This window comes from Rhizobium sp. NZLR1 (assembly GCF_017357385.1).
In the GTDB taxonomy this organism is placed as follows: Bacteria; Pseudomonadota; Alphaproteobacteria; order Rhizobiales; family Rhizobiaceae; genus Rhizobium.
Genome location: NZ_CP071633.1, coordinates 1 through 24751, shown reverse-complemented (window position 1 = coordinate 24751; position 24751 = coordinate 1). Strand labels below are relative to the sequence as shown.

At 59.8% G+C, this 24751-nt stretch carries 23 protein-coding genes; 6 read left to right on the top strand and 17 right to left on the bottom strand.

What is annotated here, in order from left to right:
• Window positions 1–2: 2 nt before the first annotated feature.
• The 6 genes from J3O30_RS22480 to J3O30_RS22455 form a co-directional block, all read right to left on the bottom strand.
• Window positions 3–812, bottom strand: a complete 810-nt coding sequence (locus tag J3O30_RS22480) for an alpha/beta hydrolase (protein WP_207584794.1) — start codon at window positions 810–812, stop codon at window positions 3–5.
• The gene (locus J3O30_RS22475; protein WP_207584793.1) at window positions 809–1654 is read right to left on the bottom strand and encodes a sugar phosphate isomerase/epimerase; all 846 of its coding nucleotides are present in this window, start codon (window positions 1652–1654) and stop codon (window positions 809–811) included. Before J3O30_RS22475 ends, J3O30_RS22480 begins: the two co-directional genes overlap by 4 nt.
• Window positions 1654–2730 carry a Gfo/Idh/MocA family oxidoreductase gene (locus tag J3O30_RS22470; protein WP_207584792.1) on the bottom strand — a complete coding sequence of 359 codons (1077 nt, stop codon included), beginning with the start codon at window positions 2728–2730 and terminating at the stop codon, window positions 1654–1656. Before J3O30_RS22470 ends, J3O30_RS22475 begins: the two co-directional genes overlap by 1 nt.
• Before the next feature lie 133 nt (window positions 2731–2863).
• Window positions 2864–4012 carry a sn-glycerol-3-phosphate ABC transporter ATP-binding protein UgpC gene (gene ugpC / locus J3O30_RS22465; RefSeq protein WP_207584791.1) on the bottom strand — a complete coding sequence of 383 codons (1149 nt, stop codon included), beginning with the start codon at window positions 4010–4012 and terminating at the stop codon, window positions 2864–2866.
• A 328-nt stretch (window positions 4013–4340) separates the two neighbouring features.
• On the bottom strand, window positions 4341–5282 hold the full coding sequence (locus J3O30_RS22460; RefSeq protein ID WP_207584790.1) for a PfkB family carbohydrate kinase: 942 nt from the start codon (window positions 5280–5282) through the stop codon (window positions 4341–4343).
• Between the two features lie 3 nt (window positions 5283–5285).
• Window positions 5286–6086 (bottom strand): class I fructose-bisphosphate aldolase, encoded by an 801-nt coding sequence (locus J3O30_RS22455; protein ID WP_207584789.1) that lies wholly within the window; start codon window positions 6084–6086, stop codon window positions 5286–5288.
• Window positions 6087–6350: 264 nt separating this feature from the next.
• Between J3O30_RS22455 and J3O30_RS22450 the strand changes: the two genes are divergently transcribed.
• The gene (locus J3O30_RS22450; RefSeq protein WP_207585168.1) at window positions 6351–7112 is read left to right on the top strand and encodes a DeoR/GlpR family DNA-binding transcription regulator; all 762 of its coding nucleotides are present in this window, start codon (window positions 6351–6353) and stop codon (window positions 7110–7112) included.
• 92 nt (window positions 7113–7204) lie between these two features.
• Here the strand turns inward: J3O30_RS22450 and J3O30_RS22445 are convergent, their stop codons facing one another.
• The gene (locus J3O30_RS22445; protein WP_207584788.1) at window positions 7205–8023 is read right to left on the bottom strand and encodes a sugar phosphate isomerase/epimerase; all 819 of its coding nucleotides are present in this window, start codon (window positions 8021–8023) and stop codon (window positions 7205–7207) included.
• A 271-nt stretch (window positions 8024–8294) separates the two neighbouring features.
• On the opposite strand from J3O30_RS22445, the gene J3O30_RS22440 reads away from it, so the two are divergent.
• Window positions 8295–9443: a Gfo/Idh/MocA family oxidoreductase gene (locus tag J3O30_RS22440; protein ID WP_207584787.1), complete on the top strand. Its 1149-nt coding sequence runs from the start codon at window positions 8295–8297 to the stop codon at window positions 9441–9443.
• Complete coding sequence (locus J3O30_RS22435; protein ID WP_207584786.1) at window positions 9440–10375, top strand: alpha/beta hydrolase; 936 nt, start codon at window positions 9440–9442, stop codon at window positions 10373–10375. Before J3O30_RS22440 ends, J3O30_RS22435 begins: the two co-directional genes overlap by 4 nt.
• A gap of 7 nt (window positions 10376–10382) precedes the next feature.
• Here the strand turns inward: J3O30_RS22435 and J3O30_RS22430 are convergent, their stop codons facing one another.
• Window positions 10383–11417, bottom strand: a complete 1035-nt coding sequence (locus J3O30_RS22430; protein WP_207584785.1) for a LacI family DNA-binding transcriptional regulator — start codon at window positions 11415–11417, stop codon at window positions 10383–10385.
• 526 nt (window positions 11418–11943) lie between these two features.
• Here J3O30_RS22430 and J3O30_RS22425 point away from each other — a divergent pair.
• From J3O30_RS22425 to J3O30_RS22415, 3 genes are all read left to right on the top strand, one after another.
• Entirely contained in the window at window positions 11944–13191 is a 1248-nt protein-coding gene (locus J3O30_RS22425; protein ID WP_207584784.1) for a sugar ABC transporter substrate-binding protein, read from the top strand.
• Window positions 13192–13344: 153 nt separating this feature from the next.
• A complete protein-coding gene (locus tag J3O30_RS22420; RefSeq protein ID WP_207584783.1) occupies window positions 13345–14283 on the top strand; it encodes a sugar ABC transporter permease in 939 nt (312 codons plus the stop codon).
• A gap of 5 nt (window positions 14284–14288) precedes the next feature.
• On the top strand, window positions 14289–15134 hold the full coding sequence (locus tag J3O30_RS22415) for a carbohydrate ABC transporter permease (protein WP_207584782.1): 846 nt from the start codon (window positions 14289–14291) through the stop codon (window positions 15132–15134).
• Between the two features lie 36 nt (window positions 15135–15170).
• Here J3O30_RS22415 and J3O30_RS22410 read toward each other — a convergent pair whose 3' ends face one another.
• From J3O30_RS22410 to repA, 9 genes are all read right to left on the bottom strand, one after another.
• Window positions 15171–16157, bottom strand: a complete 987-nt coding sequence (locus J3O30_RS22410) for a sugar kinase (protein ID WP_207585167.1) — start codon at window positions 16155–16157, stop codon at window positions 15171–15173.
• A gap of 120 nt (window positions 16158–16277) precedes the next feature.
• Window positions 16278–17093, bottom strand: coding sequence for a carbohydrate ABC transporter permease (locus J3O30_RS22405; RefSeq protein WP_207584781.1), 816 nt, complete (start codon window positions 17091–17093; stop codon window positions 16278–16280).
• Window positions 17093–18034 (bottom strand): sugar ABC transporter permease, encoded by a 942-nt coding sequence (locus tag J3O30_RS22400; RefSeq protein ID WP_207584780.1) that lies wholly within the window; start codon window positions 18032–18034, stop codon window positions 17093–17095. The genes J3O30_RS22405 and J3O30_RS22400 overlap by 1 nt, the downstream gene beginning before the upstream one ends.
• On the bottom strand, window positions 18034–19362 hold the full coding sequence (locus tag J3O30_RS22395; protein ID WP_207584779.1) for a sugar ABC transporter substrate-binding protein: 1329 nt from the start codon (window positions 19360–19362) through the stop codon (window positions 18034–18036). Before J3O30_RS22395 ends, J3O30_RS22400 begins: the two co-directional genes overlap by 1 nt.
• Window positions 19363–19418: 56 nt before the next feature.
• The gene (locus tag J3O30_RS22390; protein ID WP_204330037.1) at window positions 19419–20096 is read right to left on the bottom strand and encodes a GntR family transcriptional regulator; all 678 of its coding nucleotides are present in this window, start codon (window positions 20094–20096) and stop codon (window positions 19419–19421) included.
• Between the two features lie 7 nt (window positions 20097–20103).
• A complete protein-coding gene (locus J3O30_RS22385) occupies window positions 20104–20988 on the bottom strand; it encodes a dihydrodipicolinate synthase family protein (RefSeq protein ID WP_207584778.1) in 885 nt (294 codons plus the stop codon).
• Between the two features lie 105 nt (window positions 20989–21093).
• Entirely contained in the window at window positions 21094–22398 is a 1305-nt protein-coding gene (gene repC / locus J3O30_RS22380) for a plasmid replication protein RepC (RefSeq protein ID WP_207584777.1), read from the bottom strand.
• A 154-nt stretch (window positions 22399–22552) separates the two neighbouring features.
• On the bottom strand, window positions 22553–23554 hold the full coding sequence (gene repB / locus J3O30_RS22375) for a plasmid partitioning protein RepB (protein ID WP_207584776.1): 1002 nt from the start codon (window positions 23552–23554) through the stop codon (window positions 22553–22555).
• Between the two features lie 3 nt (window positions 23555–23557).
• A complete protein-coding gene (gene repA / locus J3O30_RS22370) occupies window positions 23558–24751 on the bottom strand; it encodes a plasmid partitioning protein RepA (protein WP_207584775.1) in 1194 nt (397 codons plus the stop codon).

Here is a 24751-nt window from a genome sequence, read left to right as displayed (position 1 = left end):
TTTCAGAGCTCCTTCAGAAAATTACCGACGGCAAGCCGAAAGTCGGCGACGTATTGCGGACGGCTCTCAGTTTTCGGCGTGATCTGTACGAAACGCGCGTCGGCAATCCGCGCGGCAAGAGCACGCGCGTAGGAGAGAGGATGAATGCTATCGTGATCATGGCCGATGACGAGCGTCGGCAAGGCGAGATTGCGAACGTCCGCGTCAGTCACATCAGGGCCGCCATTTGAGATCCTGGTCAGCAGTTCGGCGGTCACGTCCAGAGGCGTGCGGGAGAAAAAACCGGCAAGCGAGGCGAGATTGTCCGGGGCCTCGGCGGCGAGCCGCACTCCGACAGGACCGGCAAGAAATGCCTGCTTTGCTTCATCCGGCGGCAGGGTTTTTAGAAGCCGCCCGACTTCGGCATTGGGCGCCATATTGTCCGGCGCCGAAGCCGTCAGCCAGGCCGGCCTTGCAATGATCAGAGCGTTGACAAGATCGGGCCGCTTGACCGCGAGACGCAAGGCGATCGCAGCACCCATCGAGATGCCGCCAATCACGACCGGCACCGCAAGGTTTTTCTCGATATAAGCGGCGATATCATCGCAGAAGGTCGAAATCGACAACTGCTCCAGATTGCCGGCTCGAGAACGGCCGTGACCGCGGGCTTCGACCGTAACCCGGCGATATCCGGTTTCGCGCGGAAAGACCTCATCCGTCTGCGCCGCGTCGCCGCATAGGCCGTGCTGGAATATTGCTGACACGCCCTCGCCCGCCATGTCGACGTTGAGAATGGTCCCATCGTTGGTTTCGAACGATTGAGCCCGTCTCACCGTCCTCTCCCCGCGCCTTCGCAGTCGAGCGCACTCTTCAGGAAGGTCGCCGCACCCGCCGCCTCCGAGGCTGAGAGACCATGCGTGACAAGACTGCCGGAAAAGCCAATCGCCTTGAGGCAGCGAAGATAATGCGCATAGTCGAGGATGCCCTTGCCGGCGGTCGCGAAACTGCCGTCGGGATGGCGGTCTTTCGCATGCGCCATGACGATCCGATCGGCCAGAAGATCGATCGCGGAAGACACGATGCGCCGCTGATCGTCCAGCGTCGCAACCTCGAAAAGATTGGCCGGATCGAGCACGATCTTGATGCGAGGGCTCTTCAGCGCCGAGATCAGCCGATGGGCTTTCTCAGCCGAGTTGACCACATTGGCAAGCTCGGGCTCGATACCGAGATCCACATCGTAGCGCTCGGCGATTGTGACGGCCGCTTCCATGGCTTCGAGGAGATCGCGCCAAGCTGCCGGCGTGTTGTTGTCGGCATGCGCCTTCCATTGGTCGATGGAGTCGCGTGTGCCGGTGCAGAGCGTGATCAAGCCCGTTGACATGCCGACGCAACGCTCGGCCAACGTCGCCAATTTTCGAAGCCCGACCTCGCGCATGGAAGGATCGGGATGGATCATGTTGTAGGTGCCGGATACGGCGACGATCTCGACGCCGCTGCTACGCGCCGCCTCAGTGACCGAGCGGGCCTGGGCCTCGCTAATCGTCTCCGGCATTGGTGGCAGGCCCGAGCAGGCCATATTGTATTGCGCCGAGGTGAACCCGGCCTCCGCGACCGAATTGAGGACGATCGAGGGTTTCGTACCGTCGAAGGTCTTTGCGAAAATGCCGAGCTTCATCACACGCCACCCGTGACGTCAGCCAGCGCAACCGCCTTGCCGCTTTCGACGGAACGCGCGACGGCGACCATCGCCCGTACGGAGGCCAGGCCATCATCGATGTCGGCGCCTTCCATCACTGCGCCATCCAGAATGGTGCGGGCGAAGCCTTCGACCTGACGGCGGTAGAAATGACCGTCGGCACCGAGAACGCGATGGGTCGCGCCGTCCGCTTCCCGGAAAATGTCGACCTCGCTGGTCTTGTAGTACCACGGGTTATAGGTCTTGCCCAAAATGCTGCCGTTCCTGCCGTAGATCTGGAAACCTTCGTGCCAGTCCATGCGCACCTGCACGGTGAGATCGAGGTGGCCGAGCGTGCCGGTGGCAAATTCCACCTCGACGAACCAGCACCAGATACCGGCTCGCTCGGACAGACGAGCCGCGACGGAAACGATATCGCCGGCGAAATACCGTGCCGTGTCGATCAGGTGGCAACCATGCGCAAGCATGTAGTAGCGGCGCAGGTCGGCTTTCGGATTGGCGGAGGGTTTTCGCGCATTGGCGCTGCTGACGATCAGGGGCTGGACTGCATCGGTCATCGGATAGCGATGGGTGCTGTCGCAATACCATGCTTTCAGAGCGACCATCTCACCCATCTCATCGCGGATGAAGGATTTCGCCGCCTGGAGCCCTGCGTCGAAACGCTTCATATGCCCGACTTGAAACACTTTTCCCGACCGATCGACCGCCGCCTTCAATTCAAGGCATTCCTCGACGGTGACACCGACGGGTTTCTCGCACAAGACATGCTTGCCGGCCTGAAGGGCGCGGATGGAGGCCGGGACGTGAAAAGCATCGGCGGTCGCGATGATCACGGCATCGAGGTCGGGATCGGCCAGCATCTTGTCGTAGTCGTCATAGGTTTTGCCGGCCCCATGAGTGATTGCCATACGCTGGCGAAGATCCTCGGCTACGTCGCAGATCGCATAGAGATCGGCATTGGCAGCCTTCGTGCAGCTCTCGAAGTGGGCCGCCTGGGCAATCTGGCCGGCTCCCAGTACGCCGATGCGGAGGCGTCGTTCCTGTTTTGCTGGCATCGATAAGCCCTTTGTCGGATGTTGAAGATGAACGCCGGTTTCGGCGCCGAATGGGGTGGCTTTCAAGACGTCAAACGCCGAAGACGTCTTCTGCCGGCCGAACCGCCATCGGCGCCTCTCGGCTTTTCCCAGGTCAGTTCAAAGCCATGTGCGTTTGAGGATGGAAGAAATGAAGTTTCGCCGGGTCGATTGCCAGATTGATCGATTGGCCCGTCTCGACCGCGCTGACAGCTTCGAAGCGAGCGACGGCGTTGGCGGCGCCGCTCAAGTCTTCGACGGCGTCGGGGTCGCCCGAGTCGATCCGGACCGCGTCGATCTTCAAATGCACGATCAACTCCGAGCCAAGCTCCTCGATCGACTTCACGACAACCGGGATCGTCGGATAGGACGCCCCGGACGGCAACTGGCTGTCGTAGAGATCCTCGGGCCGGACGCCAAAGATCAGGGCTTTTCCCTCGAAAGCGGAAAGGCCGGGAGCCCGCTCAAACGTGCCGTCGGACAGGGGGATGGAGAAGCCCGGCAGCTGGATCCGCATGCCCTCCAGACGCCCTTCGAATAGGTTCATCGAGGGCGACCCGATGAAGCCTGCGACAAACGCATTGACCGGGCGGTGATACAAAGCCTTGGGCGTGTCCACCTGCTGTAGCACGCCGCCCTTCAGCACCGCGACGCGATCGCCCATGGTCAAGGCTTCGGTCTGGTCGTGCGTCACGTAAATCGTCGTGACGCCCAGCTGTTTCTGCAGGCTTGCGATCTCCGCGCGCATTTGAACACGCAGCTTGGCATCGAGGTTGGAAAGCGGTTCGTCCATGAGGAATGCCGCGGGCTCGCGGACCATGGCGCGGCCCATCGCAACACGCTGGCGCTGGCCGCCGGAAAGCTGTGCGGGCTTGTTGCCCAGCAAGCTTTCCAGCTGCAAGGTCTTGGCAATCTCATGCACGCGCTTGGTTCGCTCGACCTTGGTCTTTCCGGCCAGCTTCATCGAAAAGGCGATGTTGTCGAACACCGTCATGTGCGGATAAAGCGCATAACTCTGGAAGACCATGGCAATGTCCCGGTCCTTGGGGGCGAGATCGACGACGTCCTGACCGCCGATGCTCAAGGTTCCACTGCTGATTTCCTCAAGCCCGGCAATCATGCGGAGCGCGGTCGATTTTCCGCATCCGGATGGACCGACCAGGATCAGAAACTCGCCATCATGGATCGTCAGGCTCAGATCCTTGATCGCATGGTAGCTGTTTCCATAGGTCTTGCAGATTTTGTCCAGTACAACCACAGCCACGTCTCATCCTCCCATATCAGTCCGGATCACGTCTTCAAACGGCGCTCCCACCGTCTCCGATGCTTTCGACAAGAAGGCTCAGGCCTGACCTTAAAAGTCAACAAAAGAATCGATGTCAAAGCGCCATGCGTTATCGACTATTTACTATATCTATTTGAATTTGTTCATGTTTAATCCGATAACAATGGGCTTTTTTGCGAAACAATATTTTTTAACGCGCGTAATTTTTAAGGTCGGCACGGCAGCTATTGGAGGATCTTTCAACCCCTTACAATCAGCCGTGCGACTCCCCCGGGCAGTGGACGACGTCGGCACGCACTACCTCGCGCTAATCGTGATATCGCGGAATCGGGCGCGGCACGGGTGCATTTTCCGCCGCCATCCATGTCAGGCATGTTCGATTGTCTGGCAGGCCTCTGCGCCCTCCCCGTGCGGTCACGGAAATGGCGGCAGCCGTCGTGGCATAGGCAACGCAATCAAGCGGGCTCTTACCCTCAGCAAGCGCAAGAGCGTAGGCACCGTGAAAGCAATCGCCGGCGCCGGTCGTGTCGACCGCCTGAACCTGATAGGCCGGCAAATGCCAGCGGGTGGCGTCGCCTTTCTGGCGCAGGTTGCTCCCTCGTTCGCCATCGGTCAGGACAACAGCGGACCGATCCGTTGACCAAAGCTTCTCCAGGATGATCGCTGGATCATTTTCACCGGTGTAATCTCTAGCGAAAGCGAGCGGCAGCACCAGATGGTCGGCGAAGGCGAGGATTCGGTCCGTCGCGGCACCGACCGTCCATTCGATATCGGCTATCACGGCTAGGCCAAGCGCGCGCGCCCGCGCCACAACACTTTCCGAGTGCGTCGCGTAACCATCGATCAGCAGGACCGGGGCCTGCATCAAAACATTGTCGGGCAGCGCGTCCGACGTGCCGTGCAGCACATCGTCGTCATAGGCTATGAACCGGTCGCCGTCAGGACCGACCGTGATCACCGAGCGGATCGGCGCGGCAGCGGCATGGCGTGGCGCCAGAGATATGTCGACACCCTCGCGCTCGAGCTCGGCACCGGCCAGATCGGCCGCAGGCTCATCGCCGAGCCATCCGATGAAGCCGGCGCGCCCGCCAAGCCGGGCGACGGCGACAAGAGCCGTCGCCACGTTGCCGCCATGGTCCGTAGTCCGCTTCGTCACCTTCCCCTTGCCGGCCGAAAGCCCTCGATCAACATAGATGATGTCATCGATTGCCAGGGCGCCGAAGCCCAGAACCTGGAGCGAGCGCGACATGTCTCAAGCCCCGGCAGCCGCCAGTGCCTCCTCTGGCGCCATCCCCTTATGAATGACGAGCTTGAAGGCGCGCGCCGCCATGGTCGTATCGCCGTGCCCCCAGAGGTTGCGGCCGACGACCGCCCCCTTGGCGCCAGCGCGCAAGGCTTCCGAGGTCTGGACGAGCGCTCCAAGCAGCGTATCGGTCTTCGGGCCGCCGGCAATCACAACCGGGATCGGGCAGGTCGCGACAGTTTCCCGGAAGGACTCGAAATCTCCGGTGTAACCGACCTTGATCACGTCGACGCCGGCTTCGAAACCGATACGAACCGCATAAGCAATTTCATCCGGAGTAAACACGATCTTGCCGCCATCGGAAAAATCCCGGGGATAGACGTGGGCGACGACCGGCATCTCGTAGCGGGCGGCGGCGTTGACCGTGTCGGTGAGCCAGCGGATGTACTCTCCTTCGGTGGCGCCGCGCACTGGAATGGCGACCGCCAGGGCGTCGGCGCCATAGCGCACAGCGTCTTCCGGGGTCGCAATGAGCTGGCGAATCCGGTCGTCGGCGGTGAAGCAGCCACCCTGAATGACGAGGGCTGCCTTCCCGGCGTATTCCGACCAAAGGTGCCGCGCCGCGCCAGGCTGGATGCTGATGTAGTCGGGGCCTCCCGCCATGACGCGTTTGAGCGCGCCCGGCAGATCGGCAAGCCCGCCCTCACGAACATTGCCATAACCGACAAAATGATCGACCGCGCCTCCAAACAAATGACCCGATGGGTTCGAGAACAGGCGTGCGAGGCGGATTTTGGTTCCGAGACCCATGGCGATACTTCCTTTAAGATTGCTGGCTTTACGATTGCTGGCTTTGCGATTGACGGCTTCGTTGCTGGAAAAACCCTAACTCGAAAACAAACAAATGTTCAATATTTCGAATTCTTTCGTTTCCACGCGGCAAGAAAATTTTTAACGTGCTTTTTTCACTCCAAGGAGCTATTTCTGCAGCAGAAGCCGTACAAACACGCGGCTGGCTTTCGTTTTTCAAAAGTCGCTTTATCGCAACGGCGCGCGCGGCAGTCGGGATCGCATATGCTTGCAGAACAGAGGCGGCAGCAGATCATGCTGGAACTTCAACGGGTCGGCCAGGCTCGCACCCGCCAGCTCGCGGAATTCTTCGAGGTCTCGGAAGTCACGATCCGCTCCGACCTCGAGATCATGGATGCAAAGAAGCAGTTGATCAAAACCCATGGTGGGGCAATCGCTTTGCCGTCCGACTCGCCGGCCGCAGCCTTCGAGGAACGCATGCAGCGTAATTTCGATGCGAAGCGGCGCATCGCCCAGATGGCCGCGCGGCAGATCATCGACAACCAGTCGATCGTCTTCGACAGCGGTTCGACGTTGCTGCAGGTGGCCATGCAGATGCCCCAGGTCAACAACGTCGTGGTCGCGACGACGGCGATGAACATCGCGCAGCACCTGATGTACCGGCCGGGACTTGACGTGCACATGATCGGCGGCCGGGTGTTTCCCAGCACCGTCAGCACGATCGTATCGGACTCCGATAAGGCGGTCGGCGGTCTCGTCGCCCACCAGGCCTTTGTCAGCGCTCACGCGATCGATCAGGCCTTCGACGTCGTCGATGTCTCAGAAGATATTGCGCGGACCAAGCGCAACCTGGTTCGCATGGCCCGGCGTGTCGTACTTGTGGCGGATTCGAGCAAATTTGACATCGGCGCCTCCTCCAAAGCCTTCTCGCTGTCGCGCGTCGATCTGATCATCACGGACAGCAACATGCCGCACAGCATTCGCCACCGATTGGACAAGCTCGGCGTGGAGGTGCGCTACGCGTGACCGGCAGCCAGCCTCGCCAATTCAGCCGCGAGCCGGGAGAGGCATTGTCGCGCGCGGAAGATTTTCGTCGACCCCAAGGGAAACGAGGCGCGTTAGAACCCCAGCTGTCGAAGCGTCTCGCGGTTCACGCGAACGGCCGCCGCCGGATCGGTTCCGGCATGGTCCGATTCTTCCTCCACCACGATCCAGCCGGTGAACTCCGGCGCATCCCGAACGGCCGAGATCACGGCGGGCACGTCGCAGACGCCTTCGCCGAGCATCGCCCAGATCCCGCCGGCGTCGACATCCTTCAGATGCACGTAGCGGATACGGTCCCGGTAGGCCGAAAGCGTTTCGTCGATCTGCTGGCCGCCCCGCAGAATATGGCCGGTGTCCGGCACCCAACCCACCCGTGGATCGAGGAGAACAAACAGGCGGTCATAATCGTTCCGGGTGAAGAGAAGCGTATTGTGGTGCGAGGAAGGGTGGACAGCAACGGCGACACCGGCCGACCGTCCGATCTCGGTCGCGCGATTGTAGCACTCCGCTGCGATGGCGAATTTCTCATCGCGCGGGCCATCCGAAACGACGGTGGCCGATCCCATCGACACCATCGCACCGGGAAAGTTCGCCACGAAATCCACCCAGCGCCGCGCCGTCTCCAGATCGGAAGCGATTTTTTCCGCCACCGTGAAGCCGCTGGCGGAGCCGAAGGCAAAGGAAACCAGCGTCAAACCGGCGTTTGTCAAAGTACGGGCAAAGTCGGCAGGCTTAAGCACGTAGTGACCGATCATCGTGTCGGTGATTTCGAGACCGGCATATCCGCCATCGGCGATGGCGCGCACCAGATCATCCGGCCCCCCGCCCCAACCCTTGCCCAGCATCTCCCAGGTGAATGTCTGGCAGCCGATTTTCAGCGCAGCATTGTTCATAATTTGGTCCTGACCTATTCGTTGGTGACAGCCGATATCGAAGCCGGCGCCTTCGCGGAGGCGATCATCGAGGCACTTGGTGTCCGCATTGCCGAAACGCATTCTTCAACAAGAGGGCCGAGACCCTCTTCATCGGGGAGTTGCGACGCCTCCCAACGTCTTGTCATTTCGTAGGGGAAAATGTTAGCGTGCGTCAACATAATTTATATCTCGCGCGTCAAACATAGCATTCCTCAACTCTGTGAGCACGCAACGGCAAGGTCAGGTCTAGATGGAAGGGACCAATGAAATGAAACTCAAGATCGGCGTTGTGGGATGCGGCAACATTTCGCTCGCCTATATGCGCAATGCGCCGCTGTTTCGCGGCGTCGAGATCACCGCCTGTGCCGATCTCAATGCAGACGCCGCCAAGCGCCGCGCCGCTGAGTTCAACCTGCGGGCGGCCGACGTCGATGCCCTCATTGACGATAAGAACATCGACCTGATCCTCAACTTGACGATCCCGGCTGCCCATTTCGACGTCTCGATGCGGGCGTTGTCGGCGGGCAAACATGTCTTTACCGAGAAGCCACTCGGCGTCACGGCCGCAGAAGGACGCCGATTGGTGGATGCGGCCGCCGAAAAGGGCCTCATGCTCGGTTCGGCGCCGGACACCTTCCTCGGGGCAGCCGGACGTCATGCCCGGCGGCAGATGGAAGCCGGCGCCATCGGCAAGCTGGTGACGGGGACAGCCTTCATGATGGGCCGCGGCATGGAGCACTGGCATCCGGACCCCAGCTTTTACTATCAGGCCGGCGCCGGCCCGGTCATGGATATGGGCCCCTACTATCTCACGATGATGGTCAATCTGATGGGGCCGATCCGACGTGTGCAGGCCGTTGCCACAAGCGGGCAGGAAGAGCGGCTCATCACCGCCGAAGGGCCGAAGCAGGGCACCAGGTTCAAAGTGGGAACACCGACCAGCGTGCTTTCGCTGCTGGAATTTGATTGCGGCGCCACAGTCACCTTCGGCACCTCCTGGGACGTCTTCCGCCACTCCAACCACCCCATTGAGCTGCACGGCACCGAAGGATCGCTACGCCTGCCCGACCCTGATAATTTCAGCGGCCGTGTCGCGCTCTCCAGTCGTGGCGCGCCCTGGCAGGAAACCGATACATCAGGCGAACTCTTCGGTGCGGCCAATTGGCCGATCGCAGCACCGGACCGCGCCAACTATCGCATGCTTGGTCTTGCCGATCTTGCCCGCGCCATCATCGAAGGCCGTACGCCGCGCGCTTCAGGCGATCTCGCGCTGCATGTGCTAGATGTCATGGAAGCAACCCTCCGGGCAGGTGAAACCGGTGTCGCGCAGACCATTCCAGGTACTGTTGCCCAGCCAAGGGAATTGCGGGAAGACGAAGCACGGAGCCTGCTTGCATGACACAACTGGATGAATCCGCAAAACGCGCACTTGCGTGGCCGGGCGATCCGCAGGAGCCTGTGGAAAGCTGCACGCCGGCGCTGGCGCGGCAACAATATCTGGACGGTTTCGCAGACATCCAGTGGCCGCTCGAGGATGTGGCCGAGATACTGGAAAGGCATGCCGGCGCCATCCGGCTGAAGATATGGCGCGGCCGCACAACGCCGCGCGAGCGGGCTCCCGCCTTGCTTTATATCCATGGTGGCGGCTTTGTGATCGGCGCGCCGGAAACCCATGAGGACATTTGCCGGACGCTTGCCAATATCGCTGGCGCCGTCGTGGTTTCGCCCGACTACCGCCTCGCCCCGGAACATCCCTTTCCGGCGGCGATCGAAGACTGCGCAGCCGCGCTCGTCTGGATGACGGATCAGGCTGCTGCACTCGGCATCGATCCGGCGCGAATTGTCGTTGGCGGCGACAGCGCCGGCGGAAATCTCGCCGCCGTCATCGCTCTGCTGGCACGCGACGGACAGGTGCCGGCTGTCATCGGTCAGGTGCTGATCTATCCGGTGACCGACCAGTTGCAGGCAACCGACAGCTACTTGCGTTACGATGAGGGTTTCGGCCTGACGTCAGCGGCGATGCGATGGTTCCGGGACCACTATCTGCCGGACCCTGCTAGCCGGTCCGACTGGCGGGCCTCGCCGCTTCGCGCCGCGTCACTGGCGGGCGTGGCGCCCGCCGTCGTGATCCTTGCCGGCCACGATGTGCTGTTTGACGAAGGGGCCCTCTATACCGAGCGGCTGAGCTCCGAAGCCCAGGCCACAAGCCACACCTGGCCTGGACAGATCCATGGCTTCGTCTCGAAGCGCCGGGCCATTCCGGAGGCGCAAGAGGCTCTTGAAGCCATTGCAACGGCATGGCGCACCATGGACCCGGCGCTCACGCGTTGAGCCCGCCTCAAGCCGAGTCGCGCATCACCAGTGTTGCTTCCAGGATGACCCTCTTTATCGAAGGGGTCGTCCCCTCGTCCTCGCTTTCGATATGAGACAGCAAAAGCTCCACGGATTTCGCTGCGATCTCCGGCGCGTTCTGGGCCATCGTCGTCAGCGACGGACAGGTATATCGGCTCAGCGGATGATCGTCGTGCCCGGCGATGCGCACGTCGCAACCGTCGTTGCGCCCGATTTTCAGGCCGGAAGCGAATGCGGCCGCCATGGCGCCGAAAGCGAAGCGGTCGTTGGCGCAGAGCAGTGTTTTGCCGGGCAGGCCGCCACGCGCAAGAATTCTCTGCATCTGCTCGTATCCGAGACGCTCGAACTCCCAGGACGGTGGTGCGTCACAATCGATGACCAGCGGTGAATGCCCTTCCCTTGCCATGGTCGCGCGGTAGCTCGCCTGCCGCTCGCCGGCGTTTTCCGTCAGATGCGGAATTTCCAGGAATATCGGCGGCTCACCGGACCGGCAGAGATATTGCACGATGGCTGCCATGCTTTGTGCGTTGTCGTTGCCGACATAAGGAAGGTCGCCGCTGGCCGGATTGTCGAAGCAGACGACGGGGATTGCGTCCTTCAGTCTTTCCAGCGCGGAGCGGCGCAAGCCGGCTCCGAGCGGCGCCACGATCGCACCTGCAACCTTCAGCGAGAGCAATGTCCGCACCGCCTCGGCCTCCAGCTCCGGCCGCGTGTGCGAAGAGATCTGGACCGGCCAGAAGCCTTTTTCGCGCAACTCCAGCTCGATCAGCGACACGACCTGCACATAAAAGGGATCCGACATGGTCGGGACCAGGATCCCGATATTTCTGGTCCGCTTGCGATTGAGGTGCCGCGCGAAAAGGTTCGGCTCGAAATTCGACTTCTTGAGGGCCGCCTCGATACGCTTGCGGGTCACCTCCTTGATCTGCGAGGGATCATCGAAATATTTCGACAGCGTCGGACGCGATACGCCGGAGGCGGTCGCGAAATCGTCCATCGATTTATAACTTTTCTTGGCCATTCAGTTCCTTATCGGCGGGACGAGGCGCCGGATCAAAATGATTTCGCATCAACGGCAAATCCACTGACGCGCCAAATCACGCATGGGGCAATTTGTACAGAGCGTTTTTGGCGCCCGGAATTGCAGACTCGGCTCCCTTTCGAAAACCGAAATATTCCCTCCACCTGCGATTTGCGGCGGCTGCGCCTCGTGGCTGCAAAAACGCTTGTTTCAGGCCGCAAATCGGAAAATTTCGCAGTGAAGATGACGCACTTCCCATGTTTCGTCTTGTTGAGCAAACTTTCATTTGTTTACGAAAGTAAAGAAAAAATGAGTCACAAGCAACACAAATGCTTGAAAAAAGAATTGATTCCAACGGTAGATTTTATCCTGTCTTGTCAGTTACTTATCCTGTTATTCGCCGCCAACGCAGGTCTCTCATCCTTTCTCGATCGCAGTTCTTCGTTGACAGATAGGTGCCTCAGGGAACCTACTTTGTCTACGGTCTTGAGGAGGATCGATTAACTGAAATCTATGGGAGGCACAGATGAATATTAGAAAATTCAGCATGACGATGCGGGCTGCCGTGGCTGTATGGGCGCTTTGCGCCACATCGGCATTTGCCGACACCACCATCGAATTTATTCAATGGTGGGAACCGGAAATGCCGTCCGGGGCCCTGCGCGGCATCATGAACGATTTTGAGGCGGCAAACCCCGGCATCAAGGTGACGCTGGTTAGCGGCCCCTATGCCACGACGCGTGACCAGATCGTCGTCGGCGCCGCCTCCGGAACCCTCAGCGACGTCGTCGGCCTGGATGGCGCCTGGGTCAACGGGCTCGCCAAGCAGGGCGCGATCGCCTCCATGGACGAACTGATGGAGAAGGCGAAATACGACAAGAGCCAGATCACCGATATCGTCAAGGTCGATGGCAAGAGCGTGATGTTCCCGCTGGCTTCCTTCGTCTACCCGGTCTTCGTCAACCTGGATATCGCCAAGGCGTCTGGCGTCGACAAATTGCCGACCACGCGCACGGAATTCGCCGAAGCCGCCAAGAAGATGACCGACGGCTCGAAGAACCAGTATGGTTGGGTTCTGCCGCTATCGCTGCAGTCCCCGAGCGGAATCCAGAATGACGTGATGTCCTGGGTCTGGGCCTCCGGCGCCTCGATGATGAAGGACGGCAAGCCCGATCTTGAAAATGACGCCGTCGTCGGCACGCTCGACTATCTTGCTTCCCTCAACAAGGAAGGCGTTATTTCTCCCGGCATTTTCGCCAAGAAGGAACAGGACAAGGTCGAGGAATTCGTCAATGGCCGCGTCGGCATGATGGTCGATTCCCTCGCACATGTGAACCTTATCCGCGAGCGCAATCCGAAGCTCAAGTTCGGCATCTCGGCCCTGCCCGCAACCGACGGCTACACCGGCAAACGCGGCATGCCCTATGCGTCCTGGGGCATCGGCATCAGCGACGGCAGCAAGCACAAGGAAGAAGCCTGGAAGCTTGTGGAATATCTGATGAGCCCCGACGTCAATGGCCGTCTGGTCTCGATTGCCAACGCCTTCCCCGGCAACGTCCATGCCAAACCGGACTTCGTGGCATCGGACCCGATCTTCGCGGAAGCTTTTAAAATCTTCCAGAGCGGCTATCCTGCCAACGAATTCGTCGGCCTTCCGGTAGCCGAAGAGCTGATGCGGGACATGAACGTCGAAGTTCAAAAGATGTTCGACGGCGGCCAGTCGGCCAAGGATGCGGCTGCCAATACCGAGAAGGTCTGGCTCGCGAAGTTCTAATGCATGTCGCCCGGAAGTGCGCGGCGGTTCCGGGATAACGACATGCATAAAACAAAGGACTAAAGCACGTCGCTTTCACGAGATCACCGGCAGAGCGACCTGGCGCTGCCGGTGAAAGTCGTCAAATCTTCGCATAATGGGAAGTCACAGCTCATGAATCATTCCGCTCCGGCTCTGGTCGCTGCGCAAGTCAAAGCGCGAAGGAAAGGAAGACTTCGTTACAGCACCTTGAGGAAGCTGGTGCCGTATTTCTACGTGTCGCCGGCCACCCTGCTGCTGGTTCTGCTGATGCTGTTCCCCATGGTGATGGTCTTCAAATATTCATTGATGGACGGCGCCATCATGAAAAAGGACGCTGCGTTCGCAGGGGTCCAGAATTACCTGACCATCTTCGAAAATCCGGTGTTCTGGCAGTCGGTCGCCCAGACGATGTATTTCACGATCATGAGCGTCGTCTTCCACTTCATCATCGGCTTGGCTTTCGCGCTGCTGTTGAACACCAACCGCGTCGATCCGCTTATTCGGAGCGTCCTGCGTGTGCTCTTCATCCTGCCCTGGCTGTTCACCGCCGTGATCATCGCCATCATCTGGCGTTTGCTGCTCGATCCGAACGGCGTCGTCAACAGCGTGCTGATGGCGCTCCACATCATCAATTTCAAGGTCGAGTGGTTTTCCTCGACCCGCACCGCCATTCACGCCTTGACCTTTGCAAACATCTGGGCGGGTTATCCGCTTTATATGGTCAGCCTGCTTGCCGGTCTCCAAGGCATTTCGAAGGAGCTTTACGAGGCAGCCGGGATCGATGGTGCCAACGAACTGGAAAAATTCTGGTACATCACCATCCCGCAACTGATGCCGATCATTATCAGCATCGCGCTTCTCGATTTTATCTGGACGATGCAGGTTTTTCCGCTCGTCTGGATGACGACGGGCGGCGGTCCGATCTATTCGACGGAAGTGCTATCCACCTTCACCTACAAGCTCGCCTTCTCCCAATATGAATTTTCGCTGGCTTCGGCGAGTGCAATGATCATCCTCATCATTTCGATGAGCGTCACCTACTTCTACATCAAACACCAGCAGCGAAGGTGACCGTCATGGCAAAGCGTTCCTTCAAGAACTCGGCACTGCCGACCATCCTGACCTATCTCGGACTGGCGATCGGCCTGGTCTTTTCGACCTTCCCGATCGTCTGGATGTTTTTCAGTTCACTGAAATCGAATACCGAAATCTTCGCTCTTCCGCCGCGGCTTTTGCCGAAGGATTTTACCCTGGCCGCCTATCTGACGATCTTCAACGATCCGGTGAAGGTGCGGTTCTTCATCAACAGCTACTTCGTCGCCGGCGTCGTCACCTGCCTCACCCTCGTCATCGCTATCCTGACTGCTTACGGCTTCAGCCGCTATTCCTTCCGCTTCAAGAACACCTTGAACATCTTCATCATCAGCACGCAGACCGTTCCGCCCATCACCCTTCTGATCCCCTATTTCGGAATGGTAGTCGCCTTCAGGATCTTCGACACATATCTGGCACTGATCCTCACCTATATGGTCTTTACACTGCCTTACGCAGTCCTGCTGATGACGGGCTATCTCAACACCTTACCGAAAGAGCTGGACGAGGCCGTTCTCGTCGATGGCGGTTCGAGCTGGACGGCACTTTGGCGCGTCATCGTGCCCGTCTCCATCCCCGGGATTGTTGCTACGGCGGTCTACACTTTTCTGCTGGCGTGGAATGAATTCCTCTTCGCACTGACGCTGACAAAATCGATGAATCTCAGAACCGTTCCGATCGGCATCCAGCTGCTGATGGGCCAGCATGCTTTCGAATGGAATGAAATGATGGCAATGAGCGTGCTCGGCTCCCTTCCCCTCCTGGTGCTTTACCTGGTTGCTCAACGCTACTTCCTGGCGGGCATGACCGCCGGTTCGGTCAAAAGCTGAGGGAGCGCAAACTCATACCGCGGGCGGATCGCTTTTTTAATCTACCTGCCCGCACGATTGCCGCTCGACGCCCCAACCGCGGAGGGCATCGCAGACCTCGGCTCTGGTTGGTGCACCGATGCGTCCGCCGAACACCTGGCATTTCAGCGCCGCCGCCATCGACGACAAGCGCATCGTCTCGGCGATCGGCACGCCTTCTGCGATCGCCAGAGCGAAAGCGCCATGGAAGATATCGCCTGCTGCGAGCGTATCGACGGCCCTCACCTTCGGAGCCGCCAGATGGAAAATCTCGCCGGTTTGGTCATCGAACCAGAAGGAGCCGTTTTCCCCTGATGTGACGCTGATGAAGGCCTGCTCGAACTTTCGCTTCAGGAGGCCAACGGCCTTCGCCGTCTCCGCAGTTCCGGTAAGGCGCTCGGCGGCCGGCTGTGAAAACACGATGTGACTGGCCGCCGGTGCAAGCATCTCGATTACGCCATCGCCCGCAACGTCGCCATCGAGAATGGCTGGCCTGCCGGCCTCTCTGGCTGCGAACAGCGTCCGCAGCGCAAGCTTCGGCCAGCGGACGTCGACGAGCACAGCATCGAAAGCAGACACGTCGTGTTTTGTCACCGGTTTGACCGTCTCGTGCAGCCCGGCATCGTAGAAGGGCACAATCAGCCGCTCGCCCTGATCATCGACAAGGATCGTCGAGACCGCCGAGCGGGCGCCTACCACACGAACCATACCGCTCGTATCTACTCCGCTATCGCTGAGCTCCGCAATGATGCGTTCGCCGGTGGCATCATCGCCAACCGCACCCCAGAGGTTGGCATTGCCACCCAGCCGGGCGACCGCAAAGGCCGCGCTCGACGCCATACCCTCGGCGATCTGCAGCATATCGTAGGGGAGAATTTTGCCCTGGCCGATCGGCAACGAGCGCACACGAAACAGCGTGTCGAGCACCGCAGCGCCGACACATAAAACGCTGCGCGCCGGACTCGAGTATGATGCCGAAAAGTGCGAGCGGTTTTCGGACGACATCATGCTCTAACTCTTTAATTTAGAATAGGATTCAGATTCTAGGCCGACCGGCCTAAAATCATCCTGGTCAAGCAGGCAGGCGAAAGCAGAAGAAGTCGCCAAAACCGTCGTCTCACCGGCTCACTTGACGGCTCCGGCCGTCAGCCCAGCCACGATCTGTCGTTGCGCAAACACCGTCAATATCAGCACGGGCAAAGTGACGATCAGCGCCGCCGCCGCAAGCGGCCCCCAACTGACCTGTTCGAACGAAAGCATGTTGTAGACCGCGACCGGCAGCGTGCGGGTCTCGCGACTGGCGAGCACGATACCGAAGACGAAGTTGTTCCAGGAGAAGATGACCGACAGGATGAAGGCGACGACAATGCCGGGTTTGGCGATCGGCAAAGCGACCAAGCGGAAAATCTGCCAGGGTGTGGCGCCATCGATGCTGGCGGCCTCTTCCAGTTCCATCGGCGTCGTCTCGAAATAACCGATCATGATCCATACGACGATCGGCACTGTGACGACGAGATGGATGATGATCTGCGGCAGGAGCGTGCCGAGCAGGTTCAGCCATTGGAAGAGCAGGAAGAGCGGAATCAGGAAGGAAAGGCCGGGCGTCATACGCGCGATCATGATGACCATCGCCGACTTCTCGGCCTTCAGGCGCGCGATGCCATATCCGGCCGGCACGCCGATCAGCAGTGCCAGAAGCGTGGCGGCACCTGTCACCACCACCGAATTCCACAGATACAGGAAGAAGTTGTTCTCCTCGAAGACCTTCAGATAGTTCGACCAAGCGAAACGCTGAGGAATGAAGATCGGCGGATAGGCACCGCTGTCGATTTCATATTTCAGCGACAGCGAGATCATCCAGAGGAAGAACAGGACGACCGGCGATATCATCACAAGGGCAACAAACAGCAGTCCGATACGATCGAGCGTTCTGCGCTTCATCAGCGTGCCTCCCCGTCAGACCAGTTCGCACGCTGCCGGAGCATCAAAAGGACGAAGGACAGCAGGACGATGAGGATGAAGAAGACAACTGCCATGGCCGAGCCATAGCCGATGTCGTAATAGGCGAAAGCTGTGTTGTAGAGATAGATATTGATCGTTTCCGACGCCGTGCCCGGCCCGCCCTGGGTCATGGCATAGATGATATCGAAACTTTTCACCGCATCGATGCTGCGGATGATCACCGCAATCATCAGGAAAGGCGCGATCATCGGCAGGGTTAGATAGCGGAATTTCTGCCAGACATTGGCTCCGTCGATTTCGGCGCTTTCATAGGGCTCGCGCGGAACCGCCGCCAGACCGCCGAGCACGATCAGCATGATAAGCGGCGTCCATTGCCATGTCTCGACCAGCACCAACGAAGGGATGACGCTGGTCTGATTATAGATCCACTCCTGAGGGCCGATGCCGATCAAGGATAGAAGATAATTGAGGACGCCGAGCTGCGGGTGGAACATCATGGTCCAGACGAGAGCGATGGCGACGGGCGTCGCCATCATCGGCATCACGAATATACCGCGCAGAAGACCGCGGAGCGGAAATTGCGTATCGAAAATCAACGCGGCGAGCGTCCCTAGAAAGAGCGGCGCCACCACCGAGAGCGTCGTGTAGAGCACCGTATGCCAGAGCGACTCCCAGAAGCGCATGTCCACGGCCAGGCGGGCGTAATTGTCCAGTCCTGCAAAGACCTGGGACTGGCCAAGCGTCCAGCTGTTGACGCTCATCCAAAGGGTAAACACCCATGGAAAAACGATGACGGCCGCAATGACGATCAGCGCCGGAATGACGAAGGGCCAGTAGTTGGGAGCAACGCGACCAGCGTTGCTCCTTCCCTTCGAGGCGGCCTTGGCCGCTGCGGCCGTTTCGATGCTTGCCGAGGCCATTATCCCTCGCTCTTCGCCAGGACGGGTTCGAACTGTGCCGTCGCGGCCTTGAGTTCGGTCTCTGGATCGCCGCCGCCGATCATGTTGGTAAGACCGACGCCATAGATGTCGCGGAACTCGGTGACCGGAATGATCACCGGCAGCGCGAGCTGCGAGATCTTGCCGGAACCCGCAACCGCATCAAGCCATGCCGCCGGCATCTTGACACCTTCGCGAACCTTGGCATCCGCAAGGATCGACTGGCGGAAAGGAACGCCGGCACCGGCCTGCAGCAGGCGTGCGCCCATGTCGTGGGAAATCGCCCATTGGCAGAAGAGGTAGGCTGCTTCCTTGTTCTTGCTTGCCGCAACGACACCAAGGCCGTCGCCGAATGTGCCTGCGGCCTGTGCTTTCGGGCCTTTCGGCATCACACCGTAACCGACCTGGCCGACGACACGCGACTTTTCCGGATTCTCGATCGGCGGAGCAAAACCGACGCCGTCCAGCCACATGCCGATCTTGCCCTGCAGGAAGGCCGACTGCGCCTCGGCCCAGTTGAAGCCGGAGACGCCGGGAGGGGCGGTCTTGGTCATCAGTTTCTGGTAAAGCTTGGCTGCGTCGATCGCTTCTGGCGATGTCGTACGCAGCTTGCCATCGGGGCCGAGCGGGCTCGAACCATAGCCGAGCAGCAGCGACGTCCAGACCGGCGTATTGGCGTTCTTCAGGCCGCGAGCAACGAAGCCATAGGTATTGGTCGACGGATCGGTGAGTGCTTCGGCCGCAGTTACCAGTTCTTCGAACGTCGTCGGATAGGACAGCCCCTTCTTCTCGAACAGTGCCTTGTTCCAGTAGATGATCCAGTAATCGACCGAGAACGGAAGCGAGCGCAGAACGCCGCCAGAGTCCTTGGCGAAGGTCAGGCCGGCTTCGGCGAAATCGCTTTCCGTGAGCGACGGATCGGTCAGGGACGAATCTTTGAGAAAGCCGCTGATATCGGCAAGCCAGCCGCCCTTTTCAAATTGCCGCTTCTGCACGTGGTAGCTCATGTGGACGACGTCGAAGCTCGGCTTGCCCGAGCTGAGCTCGATGGTCGTCTTCTGGCGCTGCTGTTGTTCGGGCGTCGCTTCGGCATTGACCTTGATGCCGGTGAGTTCTTCGAACTCGGACAGGTATTTGACGAGCGTCTCGCTGCGCGGGCTCTTGACCAGGTTGACTTCGAGTGTCGTCCCGGCAAAGCGCTTCCAATCAACGGCAGCGGATGCCGACCGCATGCCGAGCATGCTGCTGGCTCCAAAAGTGGCGGTCCCCGCCAGAAAGCCGCGCCTCGTCGGATTCAAAAACGATGACATTTGATTGCTCCTCCTCTTGCCGGCGATCTCCTCACCCCCGGCTGCCTATTTTCCGATTATATCCTGAGCGCACGATCTCTTGCATGATTGATATGTGCGACAAGGCTGTTGACGGCGTCCTCCGCCGATCGTCGTTCGATCGCCTCGAGCACCTTCAGGTGCTCACCCATGACAGGTCCGACGTGACCGTCGATGCGAAAACGATCCTGACTGATCAGGCGCATCTTGATCGAGTTTACCCGGTAGGCGTTCGAAATGATGGTATTTCCCAAGGCATCGATAAAAGCGTCGTGCATGCCCCAATCGACGGCCTGCGCGTGTAGTTCCAATTCGTGCGATCCATCGCCGCCGCGAATGGCATCGGCGATATCGCGATGCTGCTTCAAAAGTCTGGCGACCGTCTCGTCAGATGCAGAGCGGGTGAAAAGCGCGACAGCTTCCTTCTCCAGGAAAACGCGCAGCTGGAACGCCTCGCGAATGAGATTAAGGTCGATATGGGCGATCTGTAAGCCGCGCTGAGGCACAGTCTTGATCAGCCCTTCGGCTTCCAGCCTCGGAATGAGCTCTCGGATGGCGCCAAGTGTCAGTCCTGTCAACTCGACGAGGCGGCGCTGCGAAACGAACTGACCGGGGCGCACATCACGCGCAAGAAGGTGGCGCGTGAAGCTCTCATACGCCTTTTCCCGGAGTGTCGGCTGCTCGTCTGTGCCGTCCATCGCCTCTCCCAGAAACATCTTTGCCCTATGCCGCCTTCGAGCGGAAAAGACCATCGAAAGCGAGAGCGAGTTCCGCCTGCCCTTCCGCGGATATTGAAACGAGCGGCGGACGAACAGCAAGCCATATATCATCCGACGTCAGTTGCGCGACCATGACCTTTACGGCAGCCGTCACCGGAAATTTCAGCAGTTCGGCGACGAAGTCCTCGATGCGGGAATCATCCTTGCCTTCCTCCGCCATCAGCTTGACTTCGCGCGGTACGAAATTCGCCATGCCCGAGATTGCACCCTGGCCGCCAAGCCGCACGCCCTTCGCCAAATGACGTTCGTCCCCCACCAGGATGACGAGATCGCCATGCGCTTTCAACAGTGTTTCCGTAAAAGGCCAGTCGCCGGAGGAGTCCTTGACGCCTATGACGATATTGGGAAAGGCTGCCCGCAGCCGGCCGATCAGCGATACGGTCAGCGGAACCATGGTGACCGAGGGGATGTTGTAGACGATAATGTCTCGCGCCTTGTCGCCGAGGGTGGCGAACACAGCCGAAAACCACTGGAACAGGCCGTCGTCACTGACGTTCTTGAAATAGGAAGGGGGAGCAAGCAGAATGTTGCGAACCCCCTTGGAAAGCGCATGACCTGCCTGCGACGCCGCATCCTCGGCGGCGTCGACCAGCACGCCGACGAGGATTTTGCTCGCTTCTATCCCACTCTCGATCATGGAAGCCAGAACACGTTCACGTTCCTGCGTTCCGATGGACGAACCTTCACCCGTCGTTCCGAACAGCGTTACGCTCGAGCATCCGGCAGCGAGGCTTCGCTTTGCCTGCTCGATCATAACATCGATGGCGATATCGCCATTGTTGCCGAACGGCGTGGCGAGAGCGACTGACAGCCCAAATTTCTGGGTCAAATATGCTTCCTCCCGATGATTGAGGCTAGACGTAGCAGAGTGACATGTTAGTTGTAAAGAGGTGATTGCATCCTCAATCGTTATGCGATCGCCGCGCCCGTTCCCTTATCCAACATGCCTTGCTGTTGGTCCGCTTGCCCGCACGAGCGCCATCAGCATCGGGCCGATTGCAAACTCGCCCCGCTCTGTCCTCCGGGTCAGATCCCTGAGATAACCCCCCGGAGAATTGATATGCCCTCCCTTCTCCAGGATGCAGGCAATCACCGTCGCGGCATTTTCCGGCCCCATGCCTAAGCAGGCTTCCTCATAGGCCGAGGGACTGACGCCGAGCATCGAGCGCACGATCACCGCCGCCGACATCAGATCTCGCCAGTTGCCGATGGCTCCGCCGGGACCATAGTCAAGGATTTGAGGGCAGGCTTGCAGAACGAGGCCGAGCGGGAAGGATTTCAGGCTAGGCGCGGCCACCGGATCGGCCGCGCCTCCCGCTCCGTTGCTCATCCTGCCGGAAAGCTTCGGCTGCTCCAGTCTTCGCTCGTCAGGCGGTCCGGCGTTCGGCTCATTATCGGCCACAGCGCTTTCGCCCTGCTTCGTTTCGAAGCTTGGTTCAAGTTCATAGTTGGAGTTGGGGTTTGAATTCTGTTTGTGACGCTCAATATGAGACTCATTGGCGTTTATTTTTTTTCTTTTAACATGTCTTTCCAGCAGGTTGACGGCTTCGTCGCGCAGCAGGCCCATCTCATCGAGCACCGAAGCCAGGCTTTCGACTGTCGCCACGCGCGGAATTCTCGCGACCAGTGCGCGAAACATCAGCGTCATCGTCTCCCAGTCGCCCGGAATCGCTTCGTCGAGCGCCACCGAAATCAGTTTGGAGATATCACGTCGGCAAACCGTCAGGCGCTCTCGGGTCGCTCTCAGCAGTTCCCGGTCGGCGACCGTCTGGGCGGCCAGGCTTTCGATCTCGGCCGCGCGTGCGAGCAGCGGCGCGATACTGAAGCCGAAGGCTTCGCCGATGGCCCCTGCCCCGTCCCGGCGGGCATAGCGCTTTCCATTCGGGCTGTCCTTGCGCAGGATCAGGCCGGACTCGACCAGAACCGCCAGATGCCGCCGCAGCGTCGCCGGCGTCATTCCGCGAGCGCGGAGCGAAAGCTGCGCATTCGACGGGAAGACGATCAGGCCCTTCTCCTCAGAGATTTCATCATCGGGGTAAAAGGTCAAAAGCGCGTCGAGCACCGTCAGCGCCCGATCGGTCACGCCGAGCGACGGCCGCGCCTCGCAGATTGCCCGAAACAGCTTCCACTTGCTGCGTTTCATTCCCGGCTCGATGGTCTCGGCCAGTTGCTGGCTTGCCAGCATGCCAAGTGACATCGGCCGCCGCCCAAAGGGCGTCGTCACATATCCACTCTCCATTTGCCTTCACCTTCGTTCAGGCAAAAGAAAACCATCCACCAATTTGGTGCCTAAGACGCTTGACTGTGATTCGGGGAAATGCGATTCTCGATGTGCTTAAGATCTGAGAAGGGCTTCCACGACGGCGTCGTTGGGGGCCTTTTTCTTTTGCGCGCTACGCTCCTCTGTCCTTGTTGAACTCCTGGAACAGGCCCTTCAGCCTTTCCTGGACGAACTGATCGAAACCGGGTGCGGTCTTGCCGTCAAAGACGAAGGTCGCACCGGACGCTGTCGTTTTGATCATCACCGGCACGCCGCTAAGCTGGGTTTGGGCAATCGTCGGTTTCGCCGACGCCGTCCGTCTGGTAGCCAGCACGAGCGCCCGGTGAAACCGCTCGTCGCTCGAGATTTTTCGAGCGTCGTCCGCGGACAACTCGGCGATGATTTTCTCGATGTCGGCACCTTCAAGCCGCTCGCCCAGCTCCAACCACCGCCGACGACCGATATCGGGCGCCGCGCCGATGGCATTGACGAGATCAAGGGGAACCTGCCGTATGACGATCAGCATTCTCGACAGCGCCGCCTTATCGACGGCGAGAGCCGCCATGATCACATCGCGGCCGAAGCTCCGTTCTTCGAGCCTCGATGCGAAGAGCGCGCGCTCGATGTAGGAAAGATTGGTTCGAGCGCTGTTTTCCTGCCCCTGGCTGACGACCAGTTGACCGTCCGTGAGCTCGCGGATGACAGCGCGCACCCTGATGCCGATTACTCGAGTGGCGGCCAGACGACGATGGCCGTAGGCAACCTGATACCGTCCCTTGGTTTCGGGATGCGGACGGACGAGGATCGGAACCTGCTGACCGTGCTCGCGGATCTGCTCGACAAGCTGCGCGAGTTCGGTCGCGTCGATCGCCAATCGATCGCTGACGAAGGAGGCGTCGATCAGGGCGGGATCGAGCTCGACGATGGTCTGGCCGGCGGCAAGCTGCCGTTCCAGTTCACTCGCCCGCTCCATTTTCTCCGTAATATTGCCCAGCGTCTTGGTAATGCCGCCGACTGGCGCCGCGCTGCGCTCCTGCGGCACGAACCCGGCGATCGGGCGATTGTCGCGCGGTAGGACCATTTCCACCCTAGCCGGGCTCGGAGCAGAGATTTCGATGAGGTTCTTGCGCGCCATCGACTATTTCCTTCCCCAGGTGGAGCGAAGATGCGCCTCGATCTCGCTATTCACCAAGTTGAGGGACTCCAGCGCCCGATCATAGGTTCCGCGGGTGAACTGCGACCGCTCGACCTCGTAAAGGGTCTGCTTTGTGACGCCAGCGTCGGCGACTGCTGTCGACTTCACCATGGCGTTGTGGAGCATTCGGTTACCGAAGATCGCCCGCATGAAGCCAGTCATCTGGCTCTGCGGCCCGTCGTTCGGCTCGAAGCGCGTCACGAGATAGCGCATCCAGTCATAGCTGGTGCGCCCGCCGGCCTTCTCCACGACCGACATCAGCTCGCTCGTCATCGTCAGAAACTGCGACATCGACATGACGTCGAGCATCTGCGGATGGACCGTGATCAACACCGAGGTCGCTGCGCAGAGCGCCGACATCGTCAAGAACCCCAGCTGCGGCGGGCAGTCGATGACGACGATGTCGTAAAGACTTTCGATCTCGGTCAGGACCTCGCCAATGCGGGCGAAGAACATCGTCTCCGCTCTACCCGACGACATCGCCTTCGGCGTCTCGTGCTCGAACTCCATCAGCTCGAGATTTCCCGGAATGAGATGCAGATTGGGCGTATAGGTGGCGCGCACGATGTCGGCGATTGGGCGCGGATCCTCATAGCGGATGGCGCCGTATATGGTTTCGCCCTCACCGACGTCGAATTCCGGCTGATGGCCGAAAAGAGCCGACAACGAGGCCTGCGGGTCGAGGTCGACGGCGAGCACGCGGTAACCCCTGAGCGCCATGAACTGCGCCAAATGGGCTGCGGTCGTAGTCTTGCCCGAGCCGCCTTTGAAATTCATGACGGAGACGATCTGGAGCTTCTCTCCCGGCCTGCGGGCCGGCACATATTTCGGCGTTCCGTTTCGCTCGTCAAGAACCCGGCGAATCCGATCCATATCCGTTGCGCTATAGAGCCGCCGTCCGTTGGCCAGCGGATCGGGCCCATGGCCATCGGCCGCCACCTGCCGGAGATAACCTTCGCCGATGCCGATGAAGGACGCAGCTTCCGCCGGCGAAAATGTTCTGATGGTCTTTTGGGAAAGCGGCGGGAAGATTTTTGCCTGATGCTGCTGAAGTTGATAGGACAACTCCTTCGCATCTGTTGCCAGAAGCGAAGGGAGATGCTCTTGATCGTCCTGAAGAGCAAGACTCGGCTGCAT